Here is a 15,324-nt window from a genome sequence, read left to right as displayed (position 1 = left end):
CCGCGGGGTCGTCCGGGGAGGTCGGCCCCGGGGCCGTCACCGGCCCGCTGGTGCGTCCCCGGCGGCTGCGGACCACCCCAGCGCTGCGCCGGATGGTCGCGGAGGTGGCCGTCCAGCCGCGCCAGCTGGTGCTGCCGCTCTTCGTCCGTGAGGGCATCGACGTGCCCCAGCCCATCTCCTCGATGCCCGGGGTCGTGCAGCACACCCGCGACTCGCTCCGGGCGGCGGCGGCCGAGGCGGCCGAGCTCGGCCTGGGCGGGGTGATGCTGTTCGGCGTCCCCGCGAGGAAGGACGCGCTGGGGTCGGGTGCCGTGGACCCCACCGGCATCCTCAACCTGGCCATCACCGACGTGGTCGCGGAGGTCGGCGACACGCTGACCGTGATGAGCGACCTGTGCCTGGACGAGTTCACCGACCACGGGCACTGCGGCCTGCTCACCTCCGACGGGCAGGTCGACAACGACCGGACCCTGGCGGCCTACGCGCAGATGGCGCTCGCCCAGGCCGACGCCGGCGTCGACATGGTGGGCCCCAGCGGGATGATGGACGGCCAGGTCGCCACGATCCGCACCGCGCTGGACGCCAGGGAGCACACCGACGTCTCGATCCTGGCCTACTCCGCGAAGTACGCCTCCGCCTTCTACGGGCCCTTCCGCGAGGCGGTCGACTCCACCCTCGAGGGTGACCGCCGGACCTACCAGCAGGATCCGGCCAACGCGGTCGAGGGCGTCCGGGAGGCGCTGCTCGACGTCGAGCAGGGGGCCGACCTGGTGATGGTGAAGCCCGCGCTGGCCTACCTCGACGTGGTCCGCCGGGTGCGCGACGCCGTCGACGTGCCGGTGGCGGCCTACAACATCTCCGGCGAGTACTCGATGGTCGAGGCGGCGGCCGCCCACGGGTGGATCGACCGCGAGGCGGCGATCATGGAGACGCTCACCTCGATCCGCCGGGCGGGCGCCGACGTCATCCTGACCTACTGGGCCGCCGAGGCCGCGCGGATCCTCTCCCGCTGACGGCTAGGGGGTAGGGGCCGGCGGTTCGGTGGGCGGCAGCAGCCACTGCGCCAGGCAGTCGCGGAGCGGCTCGGTGTCCTCCGCCGCCACCCCGGCCTCGAAGCAGAGCGCCGCGGCGGTCAGCAGCGCCGTGCTCCAGGCCACGTCGGCGGCGAGGTCGTCGGGCACCGGCAGGCCCTCGGGCACCGGGAGCGTCGCCGGGTCGAGGTCGGGCAGCGGCCCGACGGGCAGCGGCAGCACCGGGAGCTGGTAGGGGCCCGGTGGTGTCGGGGCCGGCGCCGGTGTCGGGGTGGGTGTCGGGGTGGGTGTCGGCGTCGGCTCGGCCGGCGGTGTCCCCGGGGGCTGGGCCTGGGGGGCCTGCGGGTCCTGGGGGGCCTGCGGGTCCTGGGGCGGCCACAGGCCCGGGTCCTCCGGGGGAGCGGGCGCCGGGGGACGGGGCTTGGGGGGAGCGGGAGTCGGCACCTCCGGCGGCCGTGCCGGGCGCTCGCCGGGCGGCGCAGAGACGGGGCCCAGCGCCTTCAGGGAGGCCTCCGGCCGCTCCCGCGGCTCGCCCGCGGGTGTCCCGGGCCCGCCGGCGGCGCGGTCGCCCGGCTGCGGTGCGGGGCCCTGAGCGCCGGGTCCGCCGGTCATCCGGCTGTCGGCCTGGAGGAGAGGGGTGTCGAGCGGGACCTGCCCGGCCCCCGCGCGGTAGGCGTCGGCCACCTCCATCACCAGGCGCACATAGCTGGCCGAGCGGTTGTAGCGCAGCAGGGCGGCCCGGAGCGTGCCCGGGTCCAGGAGCGACCCCGGCCCCGAGCAGAGGTGGACGGCGCTGGCCAGCGCGGCGTCGTCGAGGTCCTGGGGGTCGCGCACGCCGTCCGCGTCGCCGTCCACCGCCACCGCCGACCAGGTGGAGGGGATGAACTGCATGGGCCCGACGGCGCGGTCGAACCGGTCGTCGCCGTCCAGCCGGCCGCGGTCGGTGTCGGGGATCCGGGCGGTCCCCCGGCTCCCGTCGAGGGCGATGCCGACCACCCCGGGGGTGGAGCGGCCGTCCGCGTCCAGCAGGTTGCCGCCGTAGCGGCCGTGGTCGGACTCGACCCGGCCGATCGCGGCCAGCACCGGCCAGGTGAGGTCGCAGCCGCCGTCCGCGCTCCGCATCACCGCCTCGGCGAGCTGGTAGGCCGCGAGCGCGGCCGCCGGGATCCCGCCGAGGCTCGACGCGGCCGCGGCGGCGTCGAGGCCGCCGTGCAGCGGCCGCGGGACAGGGTCGGTCTCCGTGCTGCGGATCACCTCCGGCACGACCACCGCGGGCGCCGCGGCCAGGGCGTCCGGTGCGGCCGGCCGGCCCGCCCGTACGTCGGTGTCGCCGGCCCCCGAGAGCGGGTCCAGCCACGCCGTCCAGCCGAGCGTCAGGGCCGCCAGCGGCAGCGCCGCGAACGTCCTGTGCCAAGTGCGGAAGCGGGTCTCCGCCATGTCATGTCCCCTGCCCGAGCCGATTGCTCCTCGATCATGCCTCCGCTCCGTGGACCGGGGGAACCCCCGGGTGCCCGGGTTCTCCCCTGCATTTCGGCCCCCTTGGAGCGGTGCGCGACAATGAGGCCGTGACTTCCCCCAACCCGGTCTCGGCCGACCTCTTCGCGCGCGCCAACGCGGTGACGCCCGGTGGGGTGAACTCACCGGTCCGCGCCTTCAACGCCGTCGGCGGGACCCCCCGCTTCATGCGCTCCGCGACCGGGGCGTGGCTCACCGACGTCGACGGGCGCGACTACGTCGACCTGGTCTGCTCCTGGGGCCCGATGCTGCTCGGCCACGCCCACCCCGAGGTCGTCGAGGCGGTGCAGGCGGCCGTGGCTCGCGGCACCTCCTTCGGCACCCCCACCGAGCCCGAGGTGGAGCTGGTCGAGGAGATCGTGCGTCGCACGCCGGTCGACCGGGTGCGCCTGGTCTCCAGCGGCACCGAGGCGACCATGTCGGCGATCCGGCTGGCCCGCGGCTTCACCGGCCGCGACGTGGTCGTGAAGTTCGCCGGCTGCTACCACGGGCACGTCGACTCGCTGCTGGCCGAGGCCGGCTCGGGAGTCGCCACCTTCGCCCTGCCGGGCACCCCGGGCGTCCCCGTCTCGGCCACCGACCTCACCTTGGTGCTGCCCTACAACGACCGGGCTGCGGTCACCGCGGCCTTCGCCGAGCACGGCCCGCGTATCGCGGCGTTGATCACCGAGGCCACCCCCGGCAACATGGGCGTGGTGCCCCCCGAGCCCGGCTTCAACGCCTTCCTGGCGCAGACCTGCCGCGAGGCGGGGGCCCTGTTCATCTCCGACGAGGTGATGACCGGCTTCCGGGCCACCGCCAGGGGCGGGTGGGGCCTGGACGGCGCGCACGAGGGCTGGACGCCCGACCTGATGACCTTCGGCAAGGTGATGGGCGGCGGCTTCCCCGCCGCCGCGTTCGGCGGACGCGCCGACGTGATGGCCCACCTCGCGCCGCAGGGCCCCGTCTACCAGGCCGGGACCCTCTCGGGGAACCCGGTCGCGACCACCGCGGGGCTGGCCACGCTGCGGCTGGCCACCGACGAGGTGTACGCCGCCCTGGACGCCACCGCGACGACGATCCGCGAAGGCGCCGAGAAGGCGCTCGCCGAGGCCGGGGTCGCCCACGTGGTGCAGTCGGCCGGCACCATGTTCTCGGTCTTCTTCACCGACTCCCCGGTGCGTGACTTCGCCGGCGCCTCGCGCACCGACACGACCGCCTACGCCGCGTTCTTCCACGCCATGCTGGAGGCGGGTGTCTACCTGCCGCCCTCGGCCTACGAGTGCTGGTTCGTCTCCGCCGCCCACGACGACCGGGCCGTCCAGCACGTGCTCGACGCCCTGCCCGGCGCCGCCCGCGCCGCGGCCGCCGCCCAGGAGGACCCGCGATGACCGACAAGACCATGGTGCACCTGCTGCGACACGGCGAGGTGTACAACCCCGAGGGCATCCTCTACGGCCGCCGCGACGGCTTCCACCTCTCCGAGCTCGGCCAGCGGATGGCCGAGCGGGTCGCCTCCGTGGTCGGCGGGCGCGACATCGTGCACCTGCGCACCTCGCCGCTGGAGCGGGCCCGGGAGACGGCGGCGCCGTTGCTCGCCGCCCGCGGCCTCGAGCCGGTCGTCGACCCGCGGGTCATCGAGTCGACCAACCGCTTCGAGGGCGTCAGCTTCGGACAGGGCGCCAAGACCCTGCTCAAGCGGCCCGACCTGTGGCGCTACCTCTACAACCCGTTCAAGCCCTCGTGGGGCGAGCCCTACGAGGAGATGGTGGCCCGGATGATGGCGGCGGTCTACGACGCCCGCGACGCCGCCCGGGGGCACGAGGCCGTGATCGTCTCCCACCAGCTGCCGATCTGGACGACCCGCCTGGCCGCCGAGGGCCGCTCCTTCGTCCACGACCCGCGCAGCCGCGAGTGCACGCTGTGCTCGCTGACCACCCTGCACTTCGAGGACGACCGGCTGGTCCGGCTCTCCTACTCCGAGCCGGCCGGCGACCTGATCCCCACCAAGGACAAGAAGGCCCCCTTCTCGGCAGGTGGCGCGCCCGCGGAGAAGCGACCCTGACCGTGCTCCCCCCCGCTTCCGTCCGGCCCGCTCGGGGCCGGGCCGCCCTGCTGGCCGCCGTGGCGGCCCTCTGCCTGCTGCTGGCCGGCTGCTCCAGCCTCTCCGGGACCGGCGACAAGGGCTACGTCGCCGGCGACGGCCGGATCCGCACCGTCGACCCGGAGCAGCGCCAGGAGCCGGTCGAGCTCGCCGGGGAGGACCTGCACGGCGAGGCCCTGGACCTCGCCGACCTGCGCGGCCGGGTGGTGGTGGTCAACGTCTGGTGGTCGGGCTGCCCGCCGTGCCGCAAGGAGATGCCGATGCTGGTGGAGGCGGCCGAGGAGACGGCCGAGCACGCCAGCTTCGTGGGGATCAACATCCGCGACAGCGACACCGCGCAGGCCCAGGGCTTCGCCCGCAACTTCGGGGTGGAGTACCCGTCCTTCTTCTCCCCCGACGGCAAGGCGCTGCTGCCCTTCAGCGGCACCATCCCGCCCAGCGCGATCCCCTCGACGGTGGTGCTGGACGCCGAGGGGCGGGTGGCCGCGGCCATCATCGGGGAGGTCCCCTCGACCCTGACCCTGGTCGGACTCGTCGAGGACGTCGCGCAGGAGAGCGGCACCGATGGCTGAGTGGTTCGAGCAGCAGGCGGCGGCCGGGTCCCTGGCCCTGGCCATCCCGGTGGCGCTGGTGGCCGGGCTGGTCTCCTTCTTCTCCCCGTGCGTGATCCCGCTGCTGCCGGGCTACCTCTCCTACGCCACCGGCCTCTCCGGGGCCGATCTGGCCACCGGGGAGGCGGAGCGCCGGCGGGGCCGGATGCTGCTGGGCTCGTTGCTCTTCGTGCTGGGCTTCACCGCCGTCTTCGTCGCCCTCGGCGCGCTGTCGGGCGCGCTGGGGGAGTGGCTGGTCGACTGGGAGCGGCAGATCACCGTGGTGCTGGGGCTGCTGACCATCGTGCTCGGCCTCGCCTTCGCCGGTCTGCTGCCCTGGTTCCAGCGGGACTGGCGCATCCACAAGGTGCCGGCCGTCGGCCTGGCGGCGGCGCCCTTCCTCGGCGTCCTGTTCGGTCTCGGCTGGACCCCGTGCATCGGCCCGACCCTCGGGGTGATCCTCAACCTCTCCTACCAGGAGGGCAGCGCCGGTCGCGGCGCCCTGCTCTCCGCGGTCTACTCGCTCGGTCTCGGGGTGCCCTTCGTCCTGGCCGGGCTCGCCTACGGCCGCGCGATGCGCGCCTTCTCCTTCTTCCGGCGTCACCAGGTCTGGGTGATGCGGGCCGGCGGCCTGATGCTGGTCGCCGTCGGCGTGGCGCTGGTGACCGGGTGGTGGGCGGAGATGGTGACCTGGGTCCAGGTCAACCTGGTGAGCGGCTACGAGGTGAGCGTGTGAGCGAGAGGCAGGAGCGCAGGCCCGGCGAGCTCGGGGCCCGAGAGCTGGGGCGCTGGACGTGGCGTCAGCTGACCTCGATGCGCACCGCGCTGGTCCTGCTGCTGCTGCTCGCCCTGGCCGCGGTGCCGGGGTCGGTGGTGCCGCAGGAGGACATCGACGCCCTCAAGGCCTCGCAGTGGAAGGAGTCCCACGAGACCCTGACGCCGATCTACGAGAAGCTCGGGCTCTTCAACGTCTACGAGACGCCGTGGTTCGCCGCCATCTACCTGCTGCTGATGGTCTCGCTGGTCGGCTGCATCATCCCCCGCACGGTGGTCTACGCGAAGGCCCTGCGGGCCCGGCCGCCGCGGGCCCCGCGGAACCTGACCAGGCTGCCGGACCACACGACCTACGAGACCGACCAGACGCCCGCGCAGGTGCACGCCCGCGCCCGCGAGGTGCTCAAGCGCCGCCGCTACCGGGTCGAGGTCGCGCCGGAGGCCGCCGAGGACCAGTGGGTCGCGGCCGAGCGGGGCTACCTGCGCGAGGCCGGCAACCTGGTCTTCCACCTCTCGATCCTGGTGGTGCTCGTCGGCTTCGCGATGGGCAGCCTGCTGGGCTACAAGGGCGGCGCCATCGTGGTGGTCGGCAACGGCTTCAGCAACAACATCACCCAGTACGACGACTTCGTGCCGGGCAGCCTCTTCCAGCAGGAGTGGATGGAGCCCTTCGCCTTCGACGTCACCGACTTCGACGTCGAGTGGCTCACCGAGGGCCCGGCGGCCGGGCAGGCGCGCAAGTTCGTCTCCCACCTGACCTACACCGAGGAGCCGGGCGGCGCCGAGCACGAGTACGACCTGCGGGTCAACCACCCGCTCACCATCGGCGGCACCGACATCTTCCTGATCGGCCACGGCTACGCCCCCGTGATCACCGTCCGCGACGGCAACGGCGACGTCGCCTACTCCGGGCCCACCATCTTCCTGCCCACCGACGCCTCCTTCCGCTCCTTCGGCGTGGTCAAGGCCGCCGACGCCCGGCCGGAGTCGCTCGGGCTCCAGGGCGAGCTCTACCCGACGTTCGGGTTCCAGGGCGGCGAGGACGGCGTCGGCCCCTACTCGGCCTTCGGCGACGCGGTCGACCCGCTGGTCTCGCTGACCGTGTGGAAGGGCGACCTCGGCCTCGACGACGGCGGCTCCCAGTCGGTCTACGTGCTCGACACCAGCCAGGCCGAGGAGGTCACCAAGAAGGACGGCTCGATGTTCCGCCTCGACCTGCGGCCGGGCGAGAGCGCCGAGCTGCCCGACGGGCTCGGCACCGTCAGCTTCGACGGCATCGAGCGGTGGAACCGGATCCAGATCAGCCGGACGCCGGGCAAGCTGGTCGCGCTGACCGGGGTCAGCCTGGCCCTGCTCGGCCTGATCGGCTCCCTCTACATCAGGCCCCGACGGGTCTGGGTGCGGGCCCGGCGCACCGGCAGCGGGCCCGACGCGGTCACCCTGGTGGAGATCGCCGGGCTCGACCGTGCGGGCGGCGGCGACGTGGCCGCGGAGCTCGCCGAGGTGAGGACAGGCATCATGGACCAAGCAGCATCGACCAAGGAGCAGCAGGCGTGAGCGACGCACAGTGGGAGACCCTCAGCAACCAGGCGATCGCCGCGGCCGGGGTGGTCTACTTCCTCGCCCTGCTCAGCCACCTGGTGGAGTGGACGGCCCTGCGCAAGATCCCGGCCACCGTGGTGCCGGAGACGGGCCGCACCGCGCTCTTCGGCCGCCTCGGCTTGCTGCTGACCGTGATCGCCACCGGCGCGCACTTCGTGGCCCTCGTGGGCCGCGGGATGGCCGCGGACCCCAACCGGGTGCCCTGGGGCAACATGTACGAGTTCACCCTCTCGGGCGCCTTCTTCGTCTCGCTCCTCTACCTGGTGCTCTACCGCCGGTTCTCGCTCTCCTGGATGGCGCCGATCGTGGTCGCCTTCGTGCTGGCCACCTCGATGACCGCCGTGGTCTGGCTCTACGACCCGGTGGCCCCCCTCAGCGAGGCGCTCTACTCGCCCTGGCTGGTCATCCACGTGGTCTCCGCCGTGATCGCCACCGGCGCCTTCACCCTGGGCGGCATCACCTCGGTCCTCTTCCTGCTCAAGGCCCGTCAGGAGCGGCGTACGGCGGAGCGCACGCCCGTCGCGGTGGGAGCGGGCGTCGGCGCGGGGTCCGTCGACGGGCCCGAGACCGGCGGCGAGCAGGCCACGGTGCGCGGCACCGGCTACCTGTCGCGGGTCCCCGACACCGCCACGCTGGACCGCATCTCCTACCGGATGCACGCCTTCGGCTTCCCGGTGTGGACGTTCGCGGTGCTGATCACCGGCCCCATCTGGGCGCACGAGGCCTGGAGCTCCTACTGGAGCTGGGACCCCAAGGAGGTGTGGGCCTTCATCACCTGGGTGGTCTACGCCGCCTACCTGCACGCCCGGACCACGGCCGGCTGGAAGGGGCGCAACGCCGCCATCCTGGCCCTGGTCGGCCTGGCCACCCTGTGGTTCAACTTCATCGGGATCAACTTCTTCTCCACCACCTCCCAGCACTCCTACGCGGAGGGAGCGCCGGCGATCGTGCAGGCGTGGGAGCAGCCGGCTCAGCCGGCTTCCGGCTCGTCCTTCTGACGGCGGCGCCGCTCCCGCTCGAGGTTGCGCAGGAAGTCGGGATCGTCGTCGGGACCCACCACCCGCGGCGGCTCCCGGCGCGGCCTCGGCCCGGGGCGGGCGGCGCGGCCTCGCCTCTCCAGCACCCGGGTCACCGCATAGATCGCGAGTGCGACGAGGAGCACGATGAGCAGGATCTTCAGCACGTCACCAAATGTAGGCGGTGGGTGGGCAGCGACCTACAGTTGAGGTGTGAAGCCGTTCCTCGTCTACAACGCACTCCGTCTTGCCCTCCTCCTCGGCTCGCTGGTGGTCGTCGTGGGGGTCTGGTCCCTCTTCGCCGACCAGGTGCCGCTCCTGTGGGCGGCGGTCGTGGCCCTGGTGATCTCCGGCATCTCCTCGTGGTTCCTGCTGGCCAAGCCGCGGGAGGCCGCGGCCCTGTGGATCGAGCAGCGGGCGTCGCGGGCCAGCGCCGCCTTCGAGGCCCGTCGCGCCAGCGATGACGTCGACTGACCCGGCGTAGCCTGCCGTCCATGGACCTCGACTTCGCAACCCTTGACCCGCACGACGAGACGCCCGCGAACGTCGCCCGGCTCAAGGGCTGGTCCAACGCGGTCGCCCGGGGCTTCCACAAGTCGCGGCTGGGGGACCAGCCGTACGGCGTCTGGCTCGACGCCACCCGCGACCTGGCCCCCCGGATGCGTGGGGCCTGGGTGCCCGAGGGCGAGTTCGGCGCCGGGCCGATGCCGGTGGCGACCTTCGTCTCCTTCGCCGGCGAGCTCAGCACCGGCTGCACGCAGCTGCCGCTGCACATGATCACCGACGTCACGGTCAGCCCGGCCCACCGTCGCCAGGGACTGCTGCGCCTGCTGATCACCGAGGACCTGCGCCACGCGGTCGAGCAGGGCCGGCCGGTTGCCGCCCTCACCGTGTCGGAGGGGTCGATCTACGGCCGGTTCGGCTTCGGGCCCGCCACCTGGCGGGCCGAGGTGGAGGTCGACACCTCCCGCTTCGCGATGCACGGACCGGTGCCCGCCGGGCGCTGCGAGATGGTGGAGCCGGCCGAGATGTGGCCGCTCCAGCAGGAGCTCTTCGGGGCCTGGCACCGGGGGGCGCGCGGCTCGATCTCGCGCCCCGCCTTCTACGGACCGATGAACCGGGGCGAGTGGGACTGGGAGAAGCAGGCGCCGGACCTGACCCTGCGCGGCGCGGTGCATCTCGACGCGGACGGGCGCCCTGACGGCTTCCTGCTCTACCGGCACCTCGGGTGGGACCGGCCCTTCACCGCCCAGGTCCAGGACCTGGTGGGCACGACCCCGGCTGCCGAGCTCGCGCTGTGGCAGTTCCTCGCCGACCTCGACCTGACCCAGCGGGTCAAGGCGCGCGCCCCGGTCGTGGACCCGTTGACCTGGGCGCTGACGGACCCGCAGTGCCGTCGGGTCACCGAGGTCGGCGACCACATCTGGGTGCGGGTGCTGGACGTCCCGGCCGCCCTGGAGGGACGCCCGTGGTTCGGTGACGGCGACGTGGTGCTGGGGATCGAGGACGCCCTCGACCACGCCGCGGGCAGCTGGCGGGTCGAGGTCCGCGACGGGCAGGCCTCGGTCACCCGCACCGAGGAGCCACCGGCGGTGAGGATGGACGTCAGCACCCTCTCGGGGATGTACCTGGGCGGTGTGGGGGTGCCCACCCTGGCGGCGGCGGGCCGGATCCTCGGGGAGGACGAGCCGGTCGCGCGCTGGGCCGCGATGGCCGACGGCGGTCCGGCGCCCTACTCGCGCACCTCGTTCTGACCCCTCAGGGGACCAGCAGCAGGACCACCACGAGCCCGGCCCACCAGAGCTGGGCGGTGCCGGTCTGTGCCAGCACCGGGATCAGGGCCGGTCCGCGTGCCCCACCGAGCACGGTGCGCACCGCCGGGACCAGCTGCACCACGAAGGTCAGCGCGCCGAGGACCAGCCAGTGGGTCGAGGCAGCGACGGCCACCACCGCGACGGCCGCGGCGGCGACCAGCAGCACGTAGAGGTAGCGGGTCCGCTCCTCGCCCAGGCGGACCGCCAGCGTCAGCTTGCCGGCCTCGCGGTCGGTGGGGATGTCGCGCAGGTTGTTGGTGACCAGGATGGCGCAGGCCAGCGAGCCGATGCCGATCCCGGCGTAGAGCGCCGGCCACTCCCAGCTCCGCGTCTGCACGAACGTCGTGCCGATCACCGCGACCAGGCCGAAGAAGACGAAGACCATCACCTCGCCCAGCCCCAGGTAGCCGTAGGGCTTCTTGCCGCCGGTGTAGAACCAGGCGGCCACCAGGCAGACGACCCCGACGGCGACCAGCCACCAGGCGGTGGTGGCGGCCAGCACCAGGCCGGCCGCGGCAGCGACGCCGAAGGCCGCGAACGCCGCCCGCTTCACCGCGCCGGGGGACGCGGTGCCCGAGCCGACCAGGCGCATCGGCCCGACCCGGTCCTCGTCGGTGCCGCGGATCCCGTCGGAGTAGTCATTGGCGTAGTTGACCCCGACCTGGAGCGCCAGGCTGACCACCAGGGCGAGCAGCGCCTTCCACCAGACCAGCCCGTCGGCGTACGCCGCCACCCCGGTGCCCGCCAGCACCGGTGCGACCGCGGCGGGCAGGGTGCGGGGCCGGGCCCCGGCGACCCAGTCGGCGGCGCTCACCGGCGCGGACCCCGCTGGTAGGACATGCCGTCGGAGAGGTCGACGGTGCGCCGGCTGTTGGCCAGCGCGGTGACGGTGGCGACGCCGAACGGGCCCTGCCGGTCGTAGACGGTGGCCGAGCCGACGGCGATCCCGTCGCTGGCGTGGTGGTCGGTGGCCAGCAGGCCGATCTGCACCCCGGCGGGCGGCCGCGCGATCGAGAGCGTGATGTCGGTGTTGATGTACTGCACGCCCTCGGTGCCCCAGTTGGTGACCAGGCTGGTGGCGTCGGCGATGCTCGCCGCGGAGACGAACGGGGAGGGCCGCTCACCGAGCACCACCGGCAGGCCGGTCTGCCAGGTCTGCTTGCGCGAGGCGTTCTGGTGCTGGCCGAAGTCCTGGGACCAGCCGGCCTCGCTGTGGAAGAAGGGGATGTGCGGGGTGTCGTCGTCCGGGGCGATCTCCAGCGGTGGCGGCGACGGGACGTCGTCGGGGGACCAGACCTCGCCGCTCGGCACCTCGGTGCGGCGCAGCAGCACCGCGCTGGCCCGGGCCACCGCCTCGCCGTCCTGGCGCATCACCGCGTCCACCAGCAGCAGTCGCGGACCCTCGCGGACCACCTGCGTCTCCAGCTCGCAGGGCTCCATGCTCGCGGCCTTGAAGAGGTCGACGGTGTAGCGCGCCGGCACCAGCTCGGGACGCCCGGCGGTCAGGCCGCGCGCCTCGATCGCGCGCCCCAGGGCCCCGCTGACCGCCAGCCCGTGCATCTGGTCGTCGCGCCACATGCTGCGCGCGAGGTCGAGGGGGACGAGTCGGTCGCCGTCGAGGCGGAAGAAGGCCAGATCCACCAGAGGATTGAAGCAGGCGCCCCTAGGGAGTCATCGACGGGCCGGGCGGCACCACGGCCGCCGGCTGCTCGGCGACGGGATCGTGGAGCTCCGGGGTCGACGACGGCGGGGGACCGTGCTTGACCAGCCACCGCTCCGCCATCCGGACCGCGGGGTGGGTCCCGACCCCCGCCGCGGCGACGATCGCCGCGATCACCAGCCAGCCGCCGGCCCCCCAGCTCATCACCAGGAACGTGTAGAGCGCCGGCGCCCAGACCCTGCCCAGGGTGCCGGTCAGCTCGGCGGCGCCCTGGTACTCGCCGCGCCGGCGCGGGTCCATCAGGTCTGCCTCGAAGGCCCAGCTGGCGGCCGAGAGGTAGAGCTCGGCCCCGGTGACCGTGACGTGACCGAGCCAGATCAGGGCGATGGTCACCCACCCGACGGTCTCGTGCGTGGCGAGGGTGATCAGGCAGCAGACGAGGAAGAAGGTGGTGGAGATGCGCACCGCCCGCAGGCCGGTGGTGACGTCCCTGACCCCCCGCGAGGCCGCCATCGGCAAGAAGATGCACATCACGGTGTTGGTGCCGAAGAGGAGGGCGAGCAGCACCCGGGGTGCGTCGGTCTCCTCGATCACCCACAGCGGGATCACGATGTTGAGGAGGACCTGGTTGGTCCACATCACCCCGCCGAAGAAGGTCACCGCCAGCCAGCCGGGGTTGCGCAGGGGGCCGGGCCCGGGGAGCCTCACCCGGCGCTCCTCGGGGGTCCGGTCGTCGTGCGAGGCGTTGGGGAGACGCAGGATGAAGACGGTGTTGACGGCGAAGGCCAGCGTGGTGAGCCACGGCAGCAGCAGGAGCAGGTCGTTGGAGTCGAAGGCGAGCGCGACGGCGGCGACCAGCGCGCCGAGGGTGAAGCCGAGGTTGAGGGCGGAGTACATGTAGGCACGCGAGGTCACCCGCTCCGCGGGCGGGAGCACGTCGATCGTGTATGCGCCGTGCGCCGCACCGCCCAGCGCCCCGAGCACCTCCACCGCCACGGCCATCACGAGGTAGCCGGCGAAGCTGTCGATGAAGGGCCAGGCGGTGAAGACCGCGGCCTGGCCGGCGGCGCTCAGCGCCCACATCCGCTTCGGCCCGAAGCGGTCGACGAGCTTGCCCATCGGCAGGGCCACGACGAACCCGGCCATCCCCGCCAGGGTGAGGCCCAGGCCGACCTGGGCCGCGCTGAGACCGACCAGCTGGGTGAAGAAGACCATCGAGCCGGTCATGAAGGTGCCCTCGCCGAGGGCGAAGAGGAGGTTCTGGACGGCGAGGCGGCCGGCGAGGGGCGACGGCGGTCGCAGGGACCGGAAGGGCCGCAGGAACGTGGTGGGCATCGGCGCCAAGTGTGGACCGTGGTGCCACCGGTGTCGCCTGCTTTTTCTCCGCGCCGTGCCGTGGCTCTTGACACACGGGCGCGCCGACGCTCAGATATCGCTCACGCGGCGGCCAACCTGCTGCGACCTCTCGGGAAAGGTTGACCCTATGAACGACCCCTCGCGGCTGCGCCCCTCCTGGCGCCGCCAGGCCGGGCTGGCCACCGCCGCCCTGGTCACCGCTGCCCTGGCCGGCACCGCCCTCACCGCGCCGGCCACCGCCGGACCGGAGCGCGACGCCGGCAAGCAGCAGTCCAAGCCCAAGGACAAGCCCCAGCCCCAGGACAAGGGCAAGGGACACGGGAAGGGACACGGGAAGCACAAGCACCCCGGCAAGGACAAGGACAAGGACAAGGGTCACGACAAGACCTCGAAGGCGCTGCAGAAGGCGGTCACCCTGGCGGGGGTCCGCGACCACCTGGAGGCCTTCCAGGAGATCGCCGACGCCAACGGCGGCAACCGCGCCTCCGGCACCCCGGGCTACGCCGCCTCCCGCGACTACGTGGTGCGCACGCTGCGCCAGGCCGGCTACCGGCCGCAGGTGCAGAAGTTCGACTTCGCGTTCTTCCGCGAGACCGCGCCGAGCAGCTTCGCTCAGGTCACGCCCACGGCGACGACCTACGAGGACGGCGTGGACTACGCGTTGATGGACTACTCCGGCTCCGGCGACGTCACCGCGCCGGTGCAGGCGGTCGACCTCAACCTGGGCGGCACCTCCACCAGCGGCTGCGAGGACACCGACTTCGCCGGGTTCACCGCCGGCAACATCGCGCTCGTCCGGCGCGGCACCTGCGCGTTCGGCGAGAAGGTGGTCAACGCCCAGGAGGCCGGCGCGGCCGGCGTCGTCCTGATGAACACCGGCACCCCCGGGGCGACCGACGCGTTCGCCGGCACCCTCGGCGGTCCGGTCGGCACCGTCCCGTCCGTCGGCGCCAGCTACGCCGTCGGCCTGTCGCTGGCCGAGGGGGCGACCGTCACCCTGTCGGCGAGCACCGAGTCGGAGATCCGGCCCACCTGGAACGTCGTCGCCGAGACCCGCGAGGGCCGCAGCGACAACGTGGTGATGGCCGGGGCCCACCTCGACTCCGTGGTGGAGGGCCCGGGCATCAACGACAACGGCAGCGGCAGCGCCGGCCTGCTCGAGGTCGCCGTCCAGCTCGCCAAGCAGAAGACGAAGCCGAACAACCAGGTGCGCTTCGCCTGGTGGGGCGCGGAGGAGAAGGGCCTGCTCGGCGCGGAGCACTACGTGGCCGACCTGGTCGAGAACGACCCGGACACCCTCGAGGAGATCGCGCTCTACCTCAACTTCGACATGATCGGCTCTCCCAACTACGCGCTGTTCGTCTACGACGGCGACAACTCCGCGGCCTTCCCCGACGGCGCGGTCGGCCCCGAGGGCTCGGACTCGATCGAGGCGCTCTTCCACGAGCACTTCGAGGACGCCGGGCTGGAGTCGGCGGAGACCGCCTTCTCCGGGCGCAGCGACTACGGGCCGTTCATCGCGGAGGGCATCGCCTCCGGCGGCCTCTTCACCGGCGCCGAAGGGGTCAAGACCCCCGAGCTCGCGGCCGCCTTCGGCGGCACCGCGGGGGTGGCCTTCGACGAGTGCTACCACCAGGAGTGCGACGACCTGGACAACGTGAGCGACGAGGCCCTGGACGCCAACTCCGACGCGATCGCGCACGCGGTGCACACCTACGCGCAGTCCACCTGGACGGTCAACGGCGTGGGACCGCGGCCCCGCGGCTCGGTGGGCGGCGCAACGGCGAGCCCGCGCTCGGGTCTCACCGCCCCGCACGACGGCGGCCACGACCACGCGCACGACCTGCCCGTGCACTGAGGGGCCGCTCTGCTCGACCCTGACG

The 15,324-nt window shown here is 73.4% G+C and carries 15 protein-coding genes; 10 read left to right on the top strand and 5 right to left on the bottom strand.

Going from position 1 to position 15,324, the window contains the following annotated elements; genetic code table 11:
• Positions 1-47: 47 nt before the first annotated feature.
• The gene (gene hemB / locus AC4BG9_RS07025) at positions 48-1,013 is read left to right on the top strand and encodes a porphobilinogen synthase (protein ID WP_490570653.1); all 966 of its coding nucleotides are present in this window, start codon (positions 48-50) and stop codon (positions 1,011-1,013) included.
• A gap of 3 nt (positions 1,014-1,016) precedes the next feature.
• On the opposite strand, the gene AC4BG9_RS07020 is transcribed toward hemB, so the two are convergent.
• Positions 1,017-2,468 (bottom strand): lytic transglycosylase domain-containing protein, encoded by a 1,452-nt coding sequence (locus AC4BG9_RS07020; RefSeq protein ID WP_490570367.1) that lies wholly within the window; start codon positions 2,466-2,468, stop codon positions 1,017-1,019.
• A gap of 128 nt (positions 2,469-2,596) precedes the next feature.
• Between AC4BG9_RS07020 and hemL the strand changes: the two genes are divergently transcribed.
• From hemL to ccsB, 6 genes are read left to right on the top strand one after another with little or no spacing between them, the layout of a single operon-like run.
• Complete coding sequence (hemL, locus tag AC4BG9_RS07015; protein WP_490570366.1) at positions 2,597-3,916, top strand: glutamate-1-semialdehyde 2,1-aminomutase; 1,320 nt, start codon at positions 2,597-2,599, stop codon at positions 3,914-3,916.
• Positions 3,913-4,590, top strand: coding sequence for a histidine phosphatase family protein (locus AC4BG9_RS07010; protein WP_490570365.1), 678 nt, complete (start codon positions 3,913-3,915; stop codon positions 4,588-4,590). Before hemL ends, AC4BG9_RS07010 begins: the two co-directional genes overlap by 4 nt.
• Positions 4,591-4,592: 2 nt before the next feature.
• Positions 4,593-5,201: a TlpA disulfide reductase family protein gene (locus AC4BG9_RS07005; RefSeq protein ID WP_490570364.1), complete on the top strand. Its 609-nt coding sequence runs from the start codon at positions 4,593-4,595 to the stop codon at positions 5,199-5,201.
• On the top strand, positions 5,194-5,955 hold the full coding sequence (locus AC4BG9_RS07000) for a cytochrome c biogenesis CcdA family protein (RefSeq protein ID WP_490570363.1): 762 nt from the start codon (positions 5,194-5,196) through the stop codon (positions 5,953-5,955). The genes AC4BG9_RS07005 and AC4BG9_RS07000 overlap by 8 nt, the downstream gene beginning before the upstream one ends.
• Positions 5,952-7,550, top strand: coding sequence for a cytochrome c biogenesis protein ResB (gene resB / locus AC4BG9_RS06995; RefSeq protein ID WP_490570362.1), 1,599 nt, complete (start codon positions 5,952-5,954; stop codon positions 7,548-7,550). Before AC4BG9_RS07000 ends, resB begins: the two co-directional genes overlap by 4 nt.
• Positions 7,547-8,593, top strand: coding sequence for a c-type cytochrome biogenesis protein CcsB (gene ccsB, locus AC4BG9_RS06990; RefSeq protein WP_490570361.1), 1,047 nt, complete (start codon positions 7,547-7,549; stop codon positions 8,591-8,593). The genes resB and ccsB overlap by 4 nt, the downstream gene beginning before the upstream one ends.
• Here the strand turns inward: ccsB and AC4BG9_RS06985 are convergent.
• The gene (locus tag AC4BG9_RS06985; RefSeq protein WP_490570360.1) at positions 8,566-8,778 is read right to left on the bottom strand and encodes a hypothetical protein; all 213 of its coding nucleotides are present in this window, start codon (positions 8,776-8,778) and stop codon (positions 8,566-8,568) included. The genes ccsB and AC4BG9_RS06985 overlap by 28 nt on opposite strands.
• A gap of 46 nt (positions 8,779-8,824) precedes the next feature.
• Here AC4BG9_RS06985 and AC4BG9_RS06980 point away from each other — a divergent pair, with 46 nt between their 5' ends.
• Both AC4BG9_RS06980 and AC4BG9_RS06975 read left to right on the top strand, forming a co-directional pair.
• A complete protein-coding gene (locus AC4BG9_RS06980) occupies positions 8,825-9,085 on the top strand; it encodes a DUF4229 domain-containing protein (protein WP_490570359.1) in 261 nt (86 codons plus the stop codon).
• 20 nt (positions 9,086-9,105) lie between these two features.
• Positions 9,106-10,365: a GNAT family N-acetyltransferase gene (locus AC4BG9_RS06975; protein WP_490570358.1), complete on the top strand. Its 1,260-nt coding sequence runs from the start codon at positions 9,106-9,108 to the stop codon at positions 10,363-10,365.
• Between the two features lie 4 nt (positions 10,366-10,369).
• Here AC4BG9_RS06975 and AC4BG9_RS06970 read toward each other — a convergent pair whose 3' ends face one another.
• The 3 genes from AC4BG9_RS06970 to AC4BG9_RS06960 are packed head-to-tail and all read right to left on the bottom strand — an operon-like array spanning position 10,370 to position 13,420.
• Complete coding sequence (locus AC4BG9_RS06970) at positions 10,370-11,239, bottom strand: 1,4-dihydroxy-2-naphthoate polyprenyltransferase (RefSeq protein ID WP_490570357.1); 870 nt, start codon at positions 11,237-11,239, stop codon at positions 10,370-10,372.
• Positions 11,236-12,066 carry an acyl-CoA thioesterase domain-containing protein gene (locus tag AC4BG9_RS06965; protein WP_490570356.1) on the bottom strand — a complete coding sequence of 277 codons (831 nt, stop codon included), beginning with the start codon at positions 12,064-12,066 and terminating at the stop codon, positions 11,236-11,238. Before AC4BG9_RS06965 ends, AC4BG9_RS06970 begins: the two co-directional genes overlap by 4 nt.
• A gap of 22 nt (positions 12,067-12,088) precedes the next feature.
• A complete protein-coding gene (locus tag AC4BG9_RS06960; protein WP_490570355.1) occupies positions 12,089-13,420 on the bottom strand; it encodes an MFS transporter in 1,332 nt (443 codons plus the stop codon).
• A gap of 148 nt (positions 13,421-13,568) precedes the next feature.
• Here AC4BG9_RS06960 and AC4BG9_RS06955 point away from each other — a divergent pair, with 148 nt between their 5' ends.
• Complete coding sequence (locus AC4BG9_RS06955) at positions 13,569-15,299, top strand: M28 family metallopeptidase (protein ID WP_490570354.1); 1,731 nt, start codon at positions 13,569-13,571, stop codon at positions 15,297-15,299.
• The last annotated feature ends 25 nt before the right edge of the window (positions 15,300-15,324 follow it).

It is taken from the genome of Nocardioides sp. Z40_12 (assembly GCF_058215795.1).
This window is presented reverse-complemented; position numbering and strand designations above follow the sequence as displayed.